13 protein-coding genes and 1 pseudogene are annotated in these 17,340 nt (G+C 71.7%); 13 read left to right on the forward strand and 1 reads right to left on the reverse strand.

The features are described 5' to 3' along the window. Positions 1 to 68 precede the first annotated feature (68 nt). Positions 69 to 1,007 carry a beta-ketoacyl-ACP synthase 3 gene (locus ABFX81_RS04010; RefSeq protein WP_086846134.1) on the forward strand — a complete coding sequence of 313 codons (939 nt, stop codon included), beginning with the start codon at positions 69 to 71 and terminating at the stop codon, positions 1,005 to 1,007. Positions 1,008 to 1,155: 148 nt separating this feature from the next. Next, positions 1,156 to 1,833 (forward strand): GntR family transcriptional regulator, encoded by a 678-nt coding sequence (locus ABFX81_RS04015; protein WP_086846130.1) that lies wholly within the window; start codon positions 1,156 to 1,158, stop codon positions 1,831 to 1,833. Positions 1,834 to 1,928: 95 nt separating this feature from the next. Here ABFX81_RS04015 and ABFX81_RS04020 read toward each other — a convergent pair whose 3' ends face one another. Next, the gene (locus tag ABFX81_RS04020; protein WP_086846128.1) at positions 1,929 to 2,336 is read right to left on the reverse strand and encodes a hotdog fold thioesterase; all 408 of its coding nucleotides are present in this window, start codon (positions 2,334 to 2,336) and stop codon (positions 1,929 to 1,931) included. Between the two features lie 254 nt (positions 2,337 to 2,590). Between ABFX81_RS04020 and ABFX81_RS04025 the strand changes: the two genes are divergently transcribed. The 11 genes and pseudogenes from ABFX81_RS04025 to ABFX81_RS04075 all read left to right on the forward strand — a co-directional run. Continuing rightward, positions 2,591 to 3,772 (forward strand): ROK family transcriptional regulator, encoded by a 1,182-nt coding sequence (locus tag ABFX81_RS04025; protein WP_059419725.1) that lies wholly within the window; start codon positions 2,591 to 2,593, stop codon positions 3,770 to 3,772. Positions 3,773 to 3,885: 113 nt separating this feature from the next. Beyond that, positions 3,886 to 5,403 (forward strand): ATP-binding cassette domain-containing protein, encoded by a 1,518-nt coding sequence (locus tag ABFX81_RS04030; RefSeq protein WP_086846125.1) that lies wholly within the window; start codon positions 3,886 to 3,888, stop codon positions 5,401 to 5,403. Continuing rightward, the gene (locus ABFX81_RS04035) at positions 5,400 to 6,419 is read left to right on the forward strand and encodes an ABC transporter permease subunit (RefSeq protein WP_086846123.1); all 1,020 of its coding nucleotides are present in this window, start codon (positions 5,400 to 5,402) and stop codon (positions 6,417 to 6,419) included. Before ABFX81_RS04030 ends, ABFX81_RS04035 begins: the two co-directional genes overlap by 4 nt. Positions 6,420 to 6,436: 17 nt before the next feature. Further along, the gene (locus ABFX81_RS04040) at positions 6,437 to 7,483 is read left to right on the forward strand and encodes a substrate-binding domain-containing protein (RefSeq protein ID WP_086846121.1); all 1,047 of its coding nucleotides are present in this window, start codon (positions 6,437 to 6,439) and stop codon (positions 7,481 to 7,483) included. Positions 7,484 to 7,542: 59 nt separating this feature from the next. Further along, a complete protein-coding gene (locus tag ABFX81_RS04045; protein ID WP_086846165.1) occupies positions 7,543 to 8,754 on the forward strand; it encodes a Gfo/Idh/MocA family protein in 1,212 nt (403 codons plus the stop codon). Positions 8,755 to 8,768: 14 nt separating this feature from the next. Beyond that, complete coding sequence (locus ABFX81_RS04050) at positions 8,769 to 9,767, forward strand: TIM barrel protein (RefSeq protein WP_086846119.1); 999 nt, start codon at positions 8,769 to 8,771, stop codon at positions 9,765 to 9,767. 263 nt (positions 9,768 to 10,030) lie between these two features. Further along, positions 10,031 to 13,753 (forward strand): ThuA domain-containing protein, encoded by a 3,723-nt coding sequence (locus ABFX81_RS04055; protein ID WP_086846117.1) that lies wholly within the window; start codon positions 10,031 to 10,033, stop codon positions 13,751 to 13,753. A gap of 84 nt (positions 13,754 to 13,837) precedes the next feature. After that, complete coding sequence (locus ABFX81_RS04060) at positions 13,838 to 15,055, forward strand: inositol-3-phosphate synthase (protein WP_086846115.1); 1,218 nt, start codon at positions 13,838 to 13,840, stop codon at positions 15,053 to 15,055. Further along, the gene (locus ABFX81_RS04065) at positions 15,052 to 16,101 is read left to right on the forward strand and encodes an SCO3242 family prenyltransferase (protein WP_086846113.1); all 1,050 of its coding nucleotides are present in this window, start codon (positions 15,052 to 15,054) and stop codon (positions 16,099 to 16,101) included. Before ABFX81_RS04060 ends, ABFX81_RS04065 begins: the two co-directional genes overlap by 4 nt. After that, positions 16,098 to 17,093, forward strand: a complete 996-nt coding sequence (locus ABFX81_RS04070; protein WP_086846109.1) for a TIM barrel protein — start codon at positions 16,098 to 16,100, stop codon at positions 17,091 to 17,093. Before ABFX81_RS04065 ends, ABFX81_RS04070 begins: the two co-directional genes overlap by 4 nt. Then, positions 17,090 to 17,340 (forward strand): annotated as a pseudogene (locus ABFX81_RS04075) (hypothetical protein); the annotation flags it as partial. The gene ABFX81_RS04070 and the pseudogene ABFX81_RS04075, both read left to right, overlap by 4 nt.

The raw sequence follows: 17,340 nt of genomic DNA on the forward strand, positions 1-17,340 counted from the left end.
GTACCCGCGAGTCACTGATCAGACTGGTGGATCCCGCTACCCAAGTTTCCACGAGGGGGACCGCCCACATGAACGGCTCGCGCATCGCCGCCGTCGGCCACTACCAGCCCGCCAAGGTACTCACCAACGAGGACCTGGCGGGCATGGTCGACACCAGTGACGAGTGGATCAGGAGCCGGGTGGGCATCAGCACGCGCCACATCGCCGGCCCCGACGAACCCGTCGACGAGCTGGCCGCCCACGCCGCCGCCAAGGCCCTCGCGGCGGCCGGGCTGGCCCCCGCCGACATCGACCTGGTGCTGGTCGCCACCTCCACCGCCGTCGACCGCTCGCCCAACACGGCCGCCCGGGTCGCCTCCCGGCTCGGCATTCCGCAGGCCGCCACGATGGACCTCAACGTCGTGTGCGCCGGCTTCACCCATGCCCTGGCCACCGCCGACCACGCCGTCCGCGCCGGGGGCTCGAGCCGGGCCCTGGTCATCGGGGCCGACAAGATGTCCGAGGTGACCGACTGGAGCGACCGCACGACCTGCGTGCTCGTCGGCGACGGGGCCGGGGCCGCGGTCGTGGAGGCCGCCGACGAGCCCGGCATCGGGCCGGTGCTGTGGGGCTCGGTGCCCGAGATGGGGAACGCGGTGCGGATCGAGGGCACGCCGCCGCGTTTCGCGCAGGAGGGGCAGAGCGTCTACCGCTGGGCGACGACCCAGCTGCCGCCCATCGCGCGACGGGCGTGCGAGCGGGCCGGGCTGGAGCCGGCCGACCTCGCGGCGGTCGTACTGCATCAGGCCAACCTGCGCATCATCGAACCCCTCGCGGAGAAGATCGGCGCCGTGAACGCGGTCGTCGCGCGCGATGTCACGGAGTCCGGCAACACGTCGGCCGCGAGCATCCCGCTCGCCCTGTCGAAGCTGGTCGAGCAGGGTGCGGTCGACGCGGGCGACCCGGTCCTGCTGTTCGGCTTCGGCGGGAACCTGTCCTACGCCGGGCAGGTCGTCCGCTGCCCGTGAGCCCCCCTTGTGGTGTGACGCGGTCAACTCCCCGAAGCCCTGGCTCTTGTGCGCCGTAGACTGTAGACGAAAGACAATCGATACTGAGTCTGTGGCGACACCGGCTTCCGCCGCGCTGTGCACGGCCCTGCCGAGGAGGGGGACCGCGATGCTGTCGACAGGACTGCCCCAGGGGGCGGTACCCAAGCTGGAACGCCCGGGTCCGCTGCGCGACCGCGTCTACGAGGCACTGCTCGAACTCATCACCACCCGCGCCCTCCAGCCCGGCCAGCACCTCGTGGAGAGCGAGCTCGCGGGGCATCTGGGGGTCTCCCGGCAGCCGGTGCGCGAGGCGTTGCAGCGGCTCAACACCGAGGGGTGGGTCGATCTGCGGCCCGCCCAGGGCGCGTTCGTGCACGAGCCTACGGAGGAGGAGGCCGACCAGCTCCTCACGGTCCGTACGCTCCTGGAGGCCGAGGCGGCCCGGCTCGCCGCGGCGGGCGCGGACAGCGCCGGCATCGCCGCGCTGGAAGCGTTGTGCGCGGAGGGCGAGAAGGCCGTCGAGGCGGACGACGTGGACGGGGCCGTCGCCATGAACGCCCGCTTCCACGCGAAGGTCATGGAGCTCGCAGGCAACGCCGTCCTCGCCGAACTGGCCGCCCAGGTCGACCGCCGCGTCCGCTGGTACTACACGCCGGTCGCCCGGCAGCGGGGCCACCAGTCCTGGATCGAACACCGCGCGCTCATCGCCGCGATCACCGACCGCGACGAACAGCTGGCCACCCGCCTGATGCGCGAACACACGGAGCACACGAGGCGCTCGTACCACGCGCGGGCGCGTTCCTAGGGGGTGTCCCGCAAAGTCCCGCCTGCCCCGCGACGCCCGCCGCAGGGCCCGCCCTCCGGGCGGACGACGGGACTTTGCGGCCAGCCCCCTGGGCCTCAGCCGGCCGTCAGCACCGCCTGGGTCTGCGTCGTCTGACCCACCAGGGTGCCGTCCTCGTCGCGCAGGTCCGTCCGCACGGCGATGTGGGAGCGCCCCACGTGCACGGGTCGTGCCTCGGCGTGGACGGTGCCGGACCGCACGGCGCGGAAGAAGTTCGTCTTCGACTCCACGGTCGAGGTGCTCGCGCCGGGCGGCAGGTTGAGGAACGCGCAGACCGCGCCGGCCGTGTCGGCGAGCGTCATCAGAGCACCGCCGTGCAGGGCGCCGCCCACCGTGCACAACTCCGCGGCCCAGGGCAGCGCGACCCTGACCCGGGCGGGGGCGGCCTCCTCCAGAGCGATGCCCAGCCCGTCGGCGAAGGGCACCGCCTTCAGCAGTGATTCGGGAGCAGGGGTGCCGGTCATGCGGGACCTCCCTCTGGGGTGACCAGGACTGATGCCACCCTGACCCGGGCCGCTCTGACGGTCCATTACCTGGGAGGTAAGGCAGACAGCACCGCGCCTTTGTCCTGTGAGTGGAAAAAGTAGAGGGCAATTCCTGCGCGACTTCTTCCCACCTTCGGCAGCCGCTGCTACGTTCCCTCCGAAAGCAAGCCACTGATGTGGCGGAAAACCGGCGCGCACAGGCCGATTGAGGCGGGGAGGGGCTCGTGAGACGTATGACCGCACGACCCGGGAACGCCCACCAGGCCCGACTGCTCAAGCTGCTGCGCGACGGCGGCCCCAACTCCCGCGCCCAGCTGGGTGACCAGGTCGACCTCTCACGGTCCAAGCTCGCCGTGGAGGTGGACCGGCTGCTGGAGACGGGGCTGGTCGTGGCCGACGGACTCGCCGCCTCGCGCGGTGGCCGCCGCTCCCACAACATCCGGCTCAACCCCGGGCTGCGCTTCCTCGGCGTCGACATCGGCGCGACCTCGGTCGACGTCGCCGTCACCAACGCCGAACTGGAGACGCTCGGGCACATCAACCACCCCATGGACGTGCGAGAAGGCCCGGTCGCGGTCTTCGAGCAGGTCCTGGCCATGGCCGCCAAGCTGAAGGCCTCGGGGCTCGCGGAAGGATTCGACGGCGCCGGCATCGGCGTCCCGGGCCCGGTCCGCTTCCCCGAGGGCATCCCGGTGGCCCCGCCGATCATGCCGGGCTGGGACGGCTTCCCCGTGCGGGAGGCGCTCAGCCAGGAACTCGGCTGCCCGGTCATGGTCGACAACGACGTGAACCTCATGGCGATGGGGGAGCAGCACGCGGGTGTCGCCCGCACCGTCGCCGACTTCCTCTGCGTCAAGATCGGCACGGGCATCGGCTGCGGCATCGTCGTCGGCGGTGAGGTCTACCGCGGTACGACGGGCAGCGCCGGCGACATCGGGCACATCCAGGCCGTGCCCGACGGCCGCCCCTGCGCCTGCGGCAACCGGGGCTGCCTGGAGGCCCACTTCAGCGGGGCGGCCCTCGCCCGTGACGCCACGGAGGCCGCCCAGCAGGGGCTCTCCGCCGAACTGGCCTCGCGGCTGGAGACCAACGGCGGGCTCACCGCCGTCGACGTCGCCGCCGCGGCCGCCGCCGGCGACGCCACCGCGCTCGACCTGATCCGCGAGGGCGGCAACCGCACCGGCCAGGTCATCGCCGGCCTGGTCAGCTTCTTCAACCCGGGCCTGGTGGTGATCGGCGGCGGGGTGACCGGCCTCGGCCACACCCTGCTCGCCGCGATCCGCACCCAGGTCTACCGCCAGTCGCTGCCCCTCGCGACCGGCAACCTGCCCATCGTCCTGGGCGAGTTGGGACCCGCCGCCGGAGTCATCGGCGCGGCCCGGCTCATCAGCGACCACCTGTTCTCACCCGCGTAGTCCTTCTCGACAGCACGGCTCACCAGCACAGCTTCCTGCTCCGCCCTGCCTCGAACACGCCTGCCCGAACAGCGCCCTGCAACCGGCCCGCACGCCCGCCAAGGGGAATCCGCATGGCACCAGAACCACCGCTGCTCACCATGTCCGGCATCACCAAGTCGTTCCCCGGAGTCCGGGCCCTCGACGGCGTCGACCTCGACGTCCAGGCCGGAGAGGTGCACTGCCTGCTCGGCCAGAACGGCGCCGGGAAATCGACCCTCATCAAGGTCCTGGCCGGCGCCCACCAGCCCGACACCGGCGAGATCCGCTGGCGCGGCGAGGCGGTCACACTCCGCTCTCCGATCGCCGCCATGCGCCTCGGCATCGCCACCATCTACCAGGAACTCGACCTGGTGGAGCACCTGTCGGTCGCCGAGAACGTCCACCTGGGCCACGAGCCGACCACCGCCGGGTTCGTCGTCCGGGGGAAGGCCGCGAAGGAGTCGACATCCGCCCTGCTCAAGCGACTCGGGCACCCGGAGATCGATCCGGCCCGGCTCGTCGGGGAGCTGTCCGCGGCGCAGCAGCAGATCGTGTCCATGGCCCGGGCTCTCTCCCACGACGTGCGGCTCATCGTGATGGACGAACCGTCCGCCGCCCTCGACCCGGACGAGGTCGACAACCTCTTCCGCATCGTCGGCGACCTGACCGCCGCAGGTGTCGCCGTCGTCTACATCTCGCACCGCCTGGAGGAGATCCGCCGCATCGGCGACCGGGTGACCGTGCTCAAGGACGGGCGGGCCGTGGCGAACGGACTGCCCGCGAAGACGACCCCCACCCGCGAGGTCGTCGCGCTGATGACGGGCCGCAACGTCGAGTACGTCTTTCCCGACCGGCCCGTCTCCCCGCCGCCCGGCGAACCGGTGCTCACCGTCCGGGGCCTGTCCCGCGCCGGGGAGTTCGAACCCCTCGACCTGGAGGTCCGGCCGGGCGAGATCGTCGGCCTGGCCGGACTCGTCGGCTCGGGCCGATCCGAGATCCTGGAGACCGTCTACGGCGCCAGGAAACCGACGTCCGGTCAGGTGCTGGTGGACGGCAAGCCCTTGAAGCCGGGCAGCGTCCGGGCCGCCGTCCGGGCCGGACTCGGGCTCGCCCCCGAGGAACGCAAGGCGCAGGCCCTGCTGATGCTGGAGTCCGTCACCCGCAACGTGTCGGTCTCCTCCATGTCCCGCTTCTCGCGCGGCGGCTGGATCGACCGGGGCGCCGAACTCGGCGCCGCCCGGGCCGCGACCCGCGAGTTGTCGCTCAGGCCCGACAACCCGTCGGTGCCCGTGCGCACCCTGTCCGGCGGCAACCAGCAGAAGGCCGTCCTGGCCCGCTGGCTGCTGCGCGGCTGCCGGGTGCTGCTGCTCGACGAACCCACCCGCGGCGTCGACGTCGGCGCCCGCGCCGAACTGTACGCGGTCGTCCGCCGGCTGGCCGACGAAGGTCTGGCCGTGCTGCTGGTCTCCAGCGAGGTGCCGGAGGTGCTCGGCCTCGCCGACCGCGTCCTGGTGCTGCGGGAAGGCCGTGTCGTCCACACGGCGCCCGCGCGCGAACTCGACGAACACCGCGTACTCGACCTGGTCATGGAAGGAAGTCCGGCGTCATGACGCAGCCCGTCTCCCCGCCGCGGGACAGCCGCACCGACAAGGTGCCCCAGGCCCAGCCCCCCGCCTGGCGCGGCCTGATGGCCCGCGCCGACGTCCGCACCCTCTCCCTGCTCGGCGTGCTCGCCGTGCTGATCCTCGTCGGCGGCATCACCAAGCCCGACGAGTTCCTCGACACCCGCAACCTGCAACTGGTCCTCACCCAGGCCTCCGTGGTCGGCGTCGTCACCGTCGGCATGACCTTCGTCATCATCTCCGGCGGCATCGACCTGTCGGTCGGCGCGATCGTCGCGCTCGCCTCGGTGTGGGCGACCACGGTCGCCACCCAGGAGTACGGCTTCGCCGGCATCCTCTTCACGGCGCTCATCGTCGGAGTCGGCTGCGGCCTGGTCAACGGGGTGCTCATCGCCTACGGCGCGATGGTGCCGTTCATCGCCACCCTCGCCATGCTGGCCTCCGCCCGCGGCCTCGCGCTCCAGATCACCGACGGCAAGACGCAGATCGTGACCGTGCCGTCCGTCCTCGACCTGGGCGAACGCGACGCCTACGTCCTCGGCATCCCGCCCCTGGTCCTGGTCTTCGCGGTCGTGACCGTCATCGGCTGGCTGGTGCTCAACCGCACCACCTTCGGCCGCCGCACGGTCGCCGTCGGCGGCAACCCGGAGGCCGCCCGGCTCGCCGGCATCGACGTCCGCCGCCAGCGGCTCTACCTCTACCTGCTGTCCGGGCTGTGCTGCGGCATCGCCGCCTTCCTGCTGATCGTCCTGTCCGGCTCCGGACAGAACACCAACGGCAACCTCTACGAACTCGACGCCATCGCCGCCGCCATCATCGGCGGCACCCTGCTCACCGGCGGCCGCGGCACCATCACCGGCTCCGTCCTCGGCGTCCTGATCTTCTTCACGATCACCAACATCTTCGCCCTGAACAACCTGCAGAGCGACGTCCAGCAGATCACCAAGGGCGCGATCATCGTCGCCGCCGTGCTGGTCCAGCGCCGTACCGCGAGCACGACCTGAGGAAAGGGTTCACCGCCATGACCGAGATCACGAGCCGCAGAGGACTGCTCTTCGGAGCCGCCGCCGTCTCCGCCGGTGCCCTCCTCACGGGGTGCACCAGCAACGAGCCGTCCGAATCGAAGGACGAGCCGGCGGGCGACAACCAGCCGGCCGCCGACGACAAGCCCGGCAAGCAGGTCACCATCGGCTTCGCCGGACCGCAGGCCGACCACGGCTGGCTGAACGCCATCAACGACAACGCCAAGAAGCGGGCCGAGAAGTACTCCGACGTCACCCTGGAGATCACCGAGGGCTCCAACGACACCGCCCAGCAGATCGGCCAGATCGAGACCCTCATCAACAAGAAGGTCGACGTCCTGGTCGTGCTCCCGGCCGACGGCAAGGCCCTCACCCAGGTCGGGCTGAAGGCGATGCGCGCGGGCATCCCGGTCGTCAACCTCGACCGGATCTTCAACACCCCGCAGGCGTACCGCTGCTGGATCGGCGGCGACAACTACGGCATGGGCCTCAACGCCGGCCACTACATCGGCGAGAAGCTCAAGGGCAAGTCGGGCGCCCGCGTCATCGAACTGGCCGGCCTGGACAACCTGGAGCTGACCAAGCAGCGCACCCAGGGCTTCGACGACGCCCTGAAGAACTACCCCAACATCAAGAAGGTCGCCCGTCAGGCCGCCGAGTTCACCGTCGAGTCCGGGCAGGCCAAGATGGCCCAGCTGCTCCAGGCGCAGTCGAAGTTCGACGCGCTGTGGAACCACGACGACGACCAGGGCGTGGGCGCGCTGCGCGCCATCGAGCAGGCCGGGCGCGACGACTTCCTGATGGTCGGCGGCGCGGGCGCCCTGTCCGCCTTCCAGGCCATCAAGCAGGACAACGGCGTGCTGAAGGCGACCGTCCTCTACCCGCCGACCATGGCCGCGTCCGCGATCGACCTCGCCCGCGCCCTCGGCCAGGGCAAGGGCATCGGCGGCATGGCCGAGTTCGAGATCCCCGCGTCCATCACCCTCTACTCGGCCGTCGTCGACAAGACCAACGTCGACCAGTACATGCCCACCGGCTTCCGGTGACCGGTTCCGCCCGCACCCCCCACGTGCGCCACCCCGACCACGACGAGGAGGACACCCGTATGGGACAGCCGCAGCAGCAGTCAGATGGGACCGAGGCAGGCAAGCCACCCCTGCGCGTGGGGATGGTGGGCTACGCCTTCATGGGCGCCGCCCACTCCCAGGGCTGGCGCACCGCGGGCCGTGTCTTCGATCTGCCGCTGAACCCCGTGCAGGCCGTGATCTGCGGCCGGGACGCCGCCGCCGTGCGGGCGGCGGCCGACCGCCACGGCTGGGCGTCCACCGAGACCGACTGGCGTGCCCTCGTCGAGCGCGACGACGTCGACCTCGTCGACATCTGCACCCCCGGCGACAGCCACGCCGAGATCGCCCTCGCCGCCCTCGCGGCCGGCAAGCACGTCCTGTGCGAGAAGCCCCTCGCCAACACCGTCGAGGAAGCCACGACGATGGTGCGGGCCGCCGAAGAGGCCCACCGGCGCGGGCAGGTGGCGATGGTCGGTTTCAACTACCGCCGGGTGCCGGCCACCGCCCTGGCCCGCCGCATGGTCGCCGAGGGCCGCCTGGGCAGGCTCCGGCACGTCCGCGTGACATACCTCCAGGACTGGCTGGTGGACCCCGAGTTCCCGCTGACCTGGCGGCTGCGCAAGGAGCAGGCCGGCTCGGGCTCGCTCGGCGACCTGGGCGCGCACATCATCGACCTCGCGCAGTACCTGGTCGGGGAGCGGCTGGCGGGGGTGTCCGCACTGACGGAGACCTTCGTACGTCAGCGGCCCCTGCCCACCGGCGCGACCAGCGGCCTGTCCGCCGTCTCGGCCGCCGGCACGGGGGAGGTCACCGTGGACGACGCCGCCCTGTTCACGGCCCGCTTCCCCTCCGGCGCCCTCGCCTCCTTCGAGGCCACCCGCTACGCCACCGGCCGCAAGAACGCCCTGCGCATCGAACTCAACGGGGAGCGCGGGTCGCTCGCCTTCGACCTGGAACGGCTCAACGAGCTGTCCTTCCACGACGGCACCGCACCCACGGCGGAGGCGGGCTTCCGCCGCATCCTCGTCACCGAACCCGACCACCCCTACCTGGACGCCTGGTGGCCGCCGGGCCACGGCCTCGGCTACGAGCACACCTTCGTCCACCAGGCCCGCGACCTCGTCCACGCCATCGCCGAGGGGCGCCGCCCCGAACCCTCCTTCGCCGACGGGCTCCAGGTGCAGCGCGTGCTCGCGGCCGTGGAGGAGAGCGCCGAGAAGAACTCCGTCTACACGCCGATCGCGGCCTGAGGAGGCTGACGCGCATGCCGCGTACGTTCACGCTGTTCACCGGCCAGTGGGCCGACCTGCCGCTGGAAGAGGTCTGCCGGCTCGCCCGCGACTTCGGCTACGACGGGCTCGAACTCGCCTGCTGGGGCGACCACTTCGAAGTCGACAAGGCACTCTCCGACCCCGGGTACCTCGACGGCCGCCGGGCGCTGCTCGACAAGTACGGCCTCAAGTGCTGGGCCATCTCCAACCACCTGGCCGGACAGGCCGTCTGCGACGCCATCATCGACGAACGCCACCAGGCGATCCTGCCGGGAGAGGTGTGGGGCGACGGAGACCCGGAAGGGGTCCGGCAGCGGGCGGCGGACCGCATCAAGGACACCGCGCGCGCCGCGGCCGCCTTCGGCGTCGACACCGTCATCGGATTCACCGGCTCCGCCATCTGGCACCTGGTCGCCATGTTCCCGCCCGCCCCCGACGCGATGATCGAGCGCGGATACCAGGACTTCGCCGACCGCTGGAACCCGATCCTGGACGTCTTCGACGCGGAGGGCGTGCGGTTCGCGCACGAGGTCCACCCCAGCGAGATCGCCTACGACTACTGGACCACGCAGAGGGCCCTCGAAGCCGTCGACCGGCGCCCCGCCTTCGGCCTCAACTTCGACCCGAGCCACTTCGTGTGGCAGGACCTCGACCCGGTCGGCTTCCTCTGGGACTTCCGCGACCGGATCTACCACGTCGACTGCAAGGAGGCCCGCAAGCGCCTCGACGGACGCAACGGCCGGCTGGGCTCCCACCTGCCCTGGGGCGACCCCCGGCGCGGCTGGGACTTCGTCTCCGCCGGGCACGGCGACGTCCCCTGGGAGGACGTCTTCCGGATGCTGCGCTCCATCGACTACCAGGGCCCGATCTCGGTCGAGTGGGAGGACGCCGGCATGGACCGGCTCCAGGGGGCGCCCGAGGCGCTGACCCGCCTCAAGGCCTTCGACTTCGAGCCGCCCAGCGCGTCCTTCGACGCCGCGTTCAACAGCTGAACCAGGCACCCGGCGCTGGTCGGGACGGGGACCGGTTCCACCGGCCGGTCCCCCCTCCGACCTGCCCGGATCCTGCTTTGTCCTGTGCAGGGGGAAAGCTCAACCGATCCTGGTACAAGGGGTGTTCGCCCCGGACGGACGCGGTTACCTTCCTTGAAGCGTTCAGGACACACGCACTTCCGGGGTGACGGCGCACCCCGGCGCCCGCACCGCACGTCTTCGCACCCGTTCCGTACGGCCCACCCCGTTCCCGGAGGGACTTCGTGCACAGAACCAGACCAAGAAGCACCCGCACCCCCAGAGGCCCCAGGCTTCGCACCGCCGTCGCCCTGTTCACCGGCCTGCTGCTGGCCGTGGGAACCCCTGCCACCGTCGCCGGGGCCCAACCCGGCCAAGCGGAACAGGACGAACCGGCCGCCGCAGAGGGCCAGTTCCAGCAGGTGCCGCTCGCCAAGGGCGAACCCGAGACGGGCGAGCCCATGTCGCTCGCCGTGCTCCCGGACCGCAGCGTCCTGCACACCTCGCGCGACGGCACGCTGCGCCTCACCGACCAGGGCGGCGTCACCAAGGTCGCCGGCAAGATCCCCGTCTACAGCCACGACGAGGAAGGCCTCCAGGGCGTCGGCATCGACCCGGACTTCAAGAACAACCGGGCGATCTACCTCTACTACGCCCCGCCCCTCGACACTCCCGCGGGCGACGCCCCGGAGACCGGCACCGCCGAGGACTTCAAGAAGTTCGACGGCGTCAACCGCCTGTCCCGCTTCGTCCTCAAGGCCAACGGCACGCTGGACATGGCCAGCGAGAAGAAGGTCCTCGACGTCGCCGCCTCCCGCGGCACCTGCTGCCACGTCGGCGGCGACATCGACTTCGACGCGGACGGCAACCTCTACCTGTCGACCGGCGACGACACCAACCCCTTCGCCTCCGACGGCTACACGCCGATCGACGACCGGCCGAACCGCAACCCGGCCTTCGACGCCCGCCGCAGCTCCGCCAACACCAACGACCTGCGCGGCAAGATCCTCCGCATCAAGGTCGCCGGGGACGGCTCGTACACCGTCCCGGAGGGCAACCTCTTCGCCCCCGGCACCGAGAAGACCCGTCCCGAGATCTACGCGATGGGCTTCCGCAACCCGTTCCGGATGAGCGTCGACGACAAGACCGGCATCGTGTACGTCGGCGACTACGGCCCCGACGCGGGCGCCGCCGACCCCAAGCGCGGCCCGGCAGGACAGGTCGAGTTCGCCAAGGTGACCAAGGCGGCCAACTTCGGCTGGCCGTTCTGCACCGGCGACAACGACGCCTACGTCGACTACGACTTCGCCACCAAGGAATCCGGCGAGAAGTTCGACTGCGCCGCCCCGAAGAACACCTCGCCGTACAACACGGGCCTGGTCGACCTGCCGCCCGCGCAGGCCGCCTGGATCCCGTACGACGGCGGCTCCCTGCCCGAGTTCGGCGACGGCTCCGAGTCCCCGATGGCCGGCCCGGTCTACCGCTACGACCCCGAGCTCGACTCCAGCGTGAAGTTCCCCGAGGCGTACGACGGCGACTTCTTCGCGGGTGAGTTCGGCCGCCGCTGGATCAAGCGGATCGAGCAGAACGACGACGGCTCCGTGGCGAAGATCAACGAATTCCCGTGGACCGGCACCCAGATCATGGACATGGAGTTCGGCCCCGACGGCGCGCTCTACGTCCTCGACTACGGCGTTTCCTGGTTCCAGGGGGACGAGAACTCCGCGCTGTACCGGATCGAGAACGCCGAGGACGGCTTCTCACCGATCGCCGAGGTGAGCGCCGACAAGACGTCCGGGGCGGCCGGCCTGAAGGTCAAGTTCACCGGCTCCGCCAAGGACGCCGACTCCCCGGACCTCACCTACAGCTGGGACTTCGGCGACGGCACCAAGGGCGAGGGCCTCAACCCCACGCACAGGTACAAGAAGGTCGGCACCTACAGCGCCACCTTCACCGCGAAGGACCCCGAGGGCAACACCGGCAACGCCAGCGTCCGGATCGTGGTCGGCAACACCGAGCCCAAGGTGAGGATCGACGTACCCGGCAACGGCACCCTGGCCGAATTCGGCAAGCCCGTCCCGTTCAAGGTGACCGTCACCGACCCCGAGGAGACGGTCGACTGCTCCAAGGTCAAGGTCGTCTACAGCCTCGGCCACGACTCCCACGCCCACGAGCTGACCAGCGAGATGGGCTGCGAGGGCACCCTGAAGCCGCCCCCCGGTGACGGCGGCCACGACCCCAACGCCGACATCTACGGCGTCGTCGGCGCCAGCTACACCGACGGCGGGGCGAACGGCCAGGAGGCCCTGACCGGCACCGCCCGCACCGTCCTCCAGCCGCTGCACCGCCAGGGCGAGCACTTCACCACCCAGTCGGGCGTCTCGGTGATCGAGAAGACCGGGGCCAACGGCGGCAAGACCGTCGGCGACATCGACGACGGCGACTGGATCTCCTTCAGCCCCTACCGGTTCGACGGACAGAAGAAGATGACCGTGCGGGCCTCCTCCGGAGGCGAGGGCGGCTTCATCGAACTGCGCACCGGCTCGCCCGACGGACCGCTGCACGGATCGGCGTACATCCCGCCGACCGGCGGCTGGGACACCTTCCAGAACGTCGACGTGCCGCTGCGGTCGCTGCCCAAGAAGACCACGGACATCTACCTGGTCTTCAAGGGCGGCGCGGGCGCGCTGTACGACCTGGACGACTTCGAGTTCTCCAAGGAGCCGTTCAAGGGCGGCAAGAAGGTCCTGGTCTTCTCCAAGACCGCCGGCTTCCGCCACGACTCCATCCCGGCCGGCATCGCCGCGCTGAAGGAGCTCGGCGGGCCGGCCGGCATCACGGTCGACGCCACCGAGGAGGCGAAGCAGTTCACCACGGCCAACCTCGCCAAGTACGACGCGGTGGCCTTCCTGTCCACCACCGGTGACGTGCTCAACGCCGAGCAGCAGAAGGCGTTCGAGAACTACGTGAAGAACGGCGGCGGCTACATGGGCATCCACGCCGCCGCCGACACCGAGTACGACTGGGAGTTCTACGGCGGCCTCGTCGGCGCCTACTTCGACTCGCACCCGGCCATCCAGAAGGCCACCGTCCGCGTCGAGGACCACGACCACCCCTCCACCGCGCACCTGGGCGACGCCTGGGAGCGCACCGACGAGTGGTACAACTACCGCACCAACCCGCGTGAGCAGGCCAAAGTCCTCGCCACCCTGGACGAGACCACCTACCAGGGCGGGAACATGAAGGGCGACCACCCGATCGCCTGGTGCCAGAGCTACGGCGGCGGCCGGTCCTTCTACACCGGCGGCGGCCACACCAAGGAGTCCTACGCCGACGAGGCCTTCCGCGCCCATCTGCTCGGCGGCCTGCAGTACGCCACCGGCCAGGTGAAGGCGGACTGCAAGCCGAGCAAGGACTACCGGAAGATCTTCAACGGCCGGACCCTGGACGGCTGGAAGCAGGCCGGCCCCGGAAAGTTCGTCGTCAAGGACGGCGTGATGGAGTCCGAGGGCGGCATGGGCCTGCTCTGGTACCAGGCCAAGGAGCTGAAGTCGTACTCCCTCAAGCTCGACTGGAAGATGCGAGGCGACGACAACTCCGGGATCTTCGTGGGCTTCCCCGCTTCCGACGACCCCTGGTCCGCGGTGAACAAGGGCTACGAGATCCAGATCGACGCCACGGACGCGGCCGACCGCACCACGGGCTCCGTCTACTCGTTCAAGTCGGCGAACATCAAGGCCCGTGACCAGGTTCTGCGGCCACCCGGCCAGTGGAACTCCTACGAGATCAAGGTCCAGGGCGAACGCCTCCAGGTGTTCCTCAACGGAGTCAAGATCAACGACTTCACCAACAAGGACCCGCAGCGGAGCCTGACCGACGGCTACATCGGCCTCCAGAACCATGGCGCCGACGACCAGGTCTCCTTCCGCCACATCCAGTTGAAGGAACTGCCCGTCAAGGGCGACTGAACGGCGGCGGGCGGGGGACGCCGGACCCCCGCCCGCCGTCTCCTGTCCCTCCCCCCGGGTTCGCGCACGATCAGGAGGCTGCACATGTCCGCGTCCCTCTCCCGACCGCGTGTGGGGGTGTGGCTGATCGGAGCCCGCGGCTCCGTCGCCACCACCGTCGTCACGGGGTGCGCCGCCGTCGCCGCGGGACTGCATCCGCCCACCGGCATGGTGACCGAGACACCGGCGTTCACCGACAGCGGTCTGCCCGCGCTGTCCGACCTCGTCTTCGGCGGCCACGACACCGTCGACTGCCCCCTGCCCAAACGCGCCGAGACCCTGACCGCCGGCGGCGTCCTGCCGCCGGGCGTCGCCACCGCAGTCGCCGCCGAACTCACCGCCGCCGAACGGGAGATCAGGCCCGGTGGCCCCACTCCCGGGGACACCAGGAGTGAGGCCGAACTGATCACGGCCTTCGCCGACGACATCCGCGACTTCGTCCACCGACATGAGCTGGAGCGGGCCGTGGTGGTGAACGTCGCCTCCACCGAACCCGCCTGCCAGGGGCCCGACGCACCGCTGCCGGCCAGCACCCTGTACGCGCTGGCGGCCCTGCGCGCGGGCTGCCCCTACGTCAACTTCACGCCCTCCGAGGGCATGCACCACCCCGCCGCCGCCCGCGAGGCCGAACGCAGCGGCCTGCCGTACGCCGGCCGCGACGGCAAGACCGGCCAGACCCTCCTGCGCTCGGTGCTCGGCCCCATGTTCGCCCAGCGGGCGCTGACCGTCCGCGCCTGGTCCGGCACGAACCTGCTCGGCGGCGGCGACGGCGCCGCCCTGGCCGACCCTGCCGCCGCGGCGGCCAAGAATGCCGGCAAGGAACGGGTCCTCACCGACACTCTCGGCACCACCCCCCAGGGCGAGACCCACATCGACGACGTCCCCGCCCTCGGCGACTGGAAGACCGCCTGGGACCACATCGCCTTCGACGGCTTCCTCGGCACCCGCATGATCCTCCAGACCACCTGGCAGGGCTGCGACTCCGCCCTGGCCGCACCCCTCGTCCTCGACCTCGCCCGGCTGACCGCCCGTGCCCACGAGTCGGGCCTGTCCGGCCCGCTCGACGCCCTCGCCTTCTACTTCAAGGACCCGGTGGGGGACGCGCCCTCGGGCCTGGCCGAGCAGTACGAGGCACTGACCGGCTTCGCCCAGCGCCTTCGGGCGGCGGGCCCGGGGGAGGGCACGGGTCTCCGGCAGGGCGCCGGAGAGGGCCGCGAGCTCGGCCGGGAGGAGCGGACCAACGGGATGGGGGACCTCCGGTGAGGCGACGCGAGTGCCGTTGTGGAGGCTCGGGCAGTACGCGTGACACCTTCCAGGAAGGGGACGCCGGCGCCACAACGCCCTGCGGCTGTGGGGGCCGCCCGGCACGGGGACGCGCCTGGGCCGAACTCCTCCGTCTCCCGGCCCTGATCAGCGTGCCCGGCGACGCACTCGCCGGCACGGCCGCGGCCGGCGCACCGCCCAACGCCCGCACCCTGCTCGCCATCGGCTCCTCCCTCTGCCTGTACGAGGCCGGCATGGCCCTCAACGACTGGGCGGACCGCGAGGTGGACGCCGTCGAACGCCCGCACCGCCCCCTGCCCTCCGGCCGCATCCGCCCCGCCGCCGCGCTCACGGCGGCCTGTGCCCTCACCGGCGCCGGACTGGCCCTGGCCGCCCGCGCCGGCCGCCCGGCCCTGGCCGTCGCCGCGCCCCTGGCGGCGACCGTGTGGGCGTACGACCTCACCCTGAAGCACACCCCGGCCGGGCCCGTAGCCATGGGCGCGGCCCGCGGACTGGACCTGCTCCTGGGAGCCGCGGCCACGACCGGCCGTACCTGCCGGGCACTGCCCTCCGCCGCCCTCCTCGGCACCCACACCCTGGCCGTCACGACGGTCTCCCGCCAGGAGGCCCGGGGCGGCTCACCCCTGGCTCCGCTGGCGGCACTCGCGACGACGGCCCTGCTGACCCGCCTGGTCACGCACCGCCTCGCGAGCCTTCCGGAAGACCGCCGGGAAGCAGCCGCCCACGTCGCGCCGGGCCGGCGATCCGCCCATCCCCGACGACCTGAACCGGGTCGGCAGCGCGCGGCACACCTCACCACCGCCCTCGCGACCGCCTACGCCGCGACCACCGCCCGGCCCTACTTCCACGCCGCTCTCAATCCCTCACCTCCCCTCACCCAGCGAGCAGTCGGCGCCGGCATCCGCGCGACCATCCCCCTCCAGGCCACCCTGACCGCCCGCTCCCGGGGCACGGCCACCGCCCTCCTCATCGCGGCCCTCGCCCCACTCGGAGCGAGGTTCGGGAAGAAGGTGAGCGTCACATGAGCTCCGATGCCCGAGCCTCCGCCAGTCGAGCCACTCCGGCAGAGCCGGCCCCCTCCTCCCTCCGCTTCGGCTACGGCACCAACGGTCTCGCCGACCTCCGGCTCGACGACGCGCTCACCCTTCTCGCCGACCTCGGATACGACGGCGTCGGACTGACCCTCGACCACATGCACCTCGACCCGCTCGCCCCGGACCTCGCCGCCCGCACCCGCCGGGTCGCACACCGGCTGGCCGCGCTCGGACTGGGTGTCACGGTGGAGACGGGCGCCCGCTATGTGCTCGACCCGCGCCGCAAGCACGGTCCGTCCCTGCTGGACCCGGACCCCGGCGACCGGGCCCGCCGTGCCGACCTCCTCCTCCGGGCCGTACGGGTCGCGGCCGACCTCGGCGCCCACGCGGTCCACTGCTTCAGCGGGATCGTCCCGGACGGTACCGACACGGACACCGCGTGGAAGCGCCTCACCGGGGCCCTGACGCCCGTCCTGGACGCCGCCGCGTCCGCCGGCGTTCCGCTCGCCGTCGAGCCCGAACCGGGGCACCTCCTCGCCACCCTGGCCGACTTCCACCACCTCCGCCGCATGCTCGGCGACCCCGAACCTCTCGGCCTCACCCTCGACATCGGCCACTGTCAGTGCCTCGAACCCCTCCCTCCCGCCGACTGCGTGCGCGCCGCCGCACCCTGGCTGCGTCATGTCCAGATCGAGGACATGCGACGAGGTGTCCACGAGCACCTCCCCTTCGGGGACGGGGAGATCGACTTCCCACCGGTCCTGGCGGCCCTCGCCGCCACCGGCTACCAGGGCCTGACCGTCGTCGAACTGCCTCGCCACTCCCACGCCGGCCCCCACTACGCCGGACACTCCCTCCCGTTCCTCCGCCACGCCGAGCAGACCGCGGCCACGGTCTCGCCGCACCCTGCTCCGGCCCTCCAGCAGGCCGCGCCACCCCACGGCGCTCCCTCCACCACCCCTGAAGGGAGCAGCACCCCATGACCCACCACCGCACCACACCGGCGGCGAGAACCGACGGCCCCCAGGACGACACCCCAGCCCACGGGGACACCGCCGCGCGGGACGCCCAGGGCCCCGAGTCCGCCGCCGCGCGGGATGCCCAGGGCCCCGAGTCCGCCGCCGCGCGGGATGCCCAGGGCCCCGAGTCCGCCGCCGCGCGGGATGCCCAGGGCCCCGAGTCCGCCGCCGCGCGGGATGCCCAGGGCCCCGAGTCCGCCGCCGCGCGGGG

Origin of the sequence: Streptomyces coeruleofuscus, assembly GCF_039532725.1 — a bacterium.
In the GTDB taxonomy this organism is placed as follows: domain Bacteria; phylum Actinomycetota; class Actinomycetes; order Streptomycetales; family Streptomycetaceae; genus Streptomyces; species Streptomyces coeruleofuscus.

Coding starts and splice junctions, on each gene's coding strand:
- ABFX81_RS04010 (WP_086846134.1), top strand. CDS start 69: ATGAACGGCTCGCGCATCGCCGCCGTCGGCCACTACCAGCCCGCCAAG.
- ABFX81_RS04015 (WP_086846130.1), top strand. CDS start 1,156: ATGCTGTCGACAGGACTGCCCCAGGGGGCGGTACCCAAGCTGGAACGC.
- ABFX81_RS04020 (WP_086846128.1), bottom strand. CDS start 2,336: ATGACCGGCACCCCTGCTCCCGAATCACTGCTGAAGGCGGTGCCCTTC.
- ABFX81_RS04025 (WP_059419725.1), top strand. CDS start 2,591: ATGACCGCACGACCCGGGAACGCCCACCAGGCCCGACTGCTCAAGCTG.
- ABFX81_RS04030 (WP_086846125.1), top strand. CDS start 3,886: ATGGCACCAGAACCACCGCTGCTCACCATGTCCGGCATCACCAAGTCG.
- ABFX81_RS04035 (WP_086846123.1), top strand. CDS start 5,400: ATGACGCAGCCCGTCTCCCCGCCGCGGGACAGCCGCACCGACAAGGTG.
- ABFX81_RS04040 (WP_086846121.1), top strand. CDS start 6,437: ATGACCGAGATCACGAGCCGCAGAGGACTGCTCTTCGGAGCCGCCGCC.
- ABFX81_RS04045 (WP_086846165.1), top strand. CDS start 7,543: ATGGGACAGCCGCAGCAGCAGTCAGATGGGACCGAGGCAGGCAAGCCA.
- ABFX81_RS04050 (WP_086846119.1), top strand. CDS start 8,769: ATGCCGCGTACGTTCACGCTGTTCACCGGCCAGTGGGCCGACCTGCCG.
- ABFX81_RS04060 (WP_086846115.1), top strand. CDS start 13,838: ATGTCCGCGTCCCTCTCCCGACCGCGTGTGGGGGTGTGGCTGATCGGA.
- ABFX81_RS04070 (WP_086846109.1), top strand. CDS start 16,098: ATGAGCTCCGATGCCCGAGCCTCCGCCAGTCGAGCCACTCCGGCAGAG.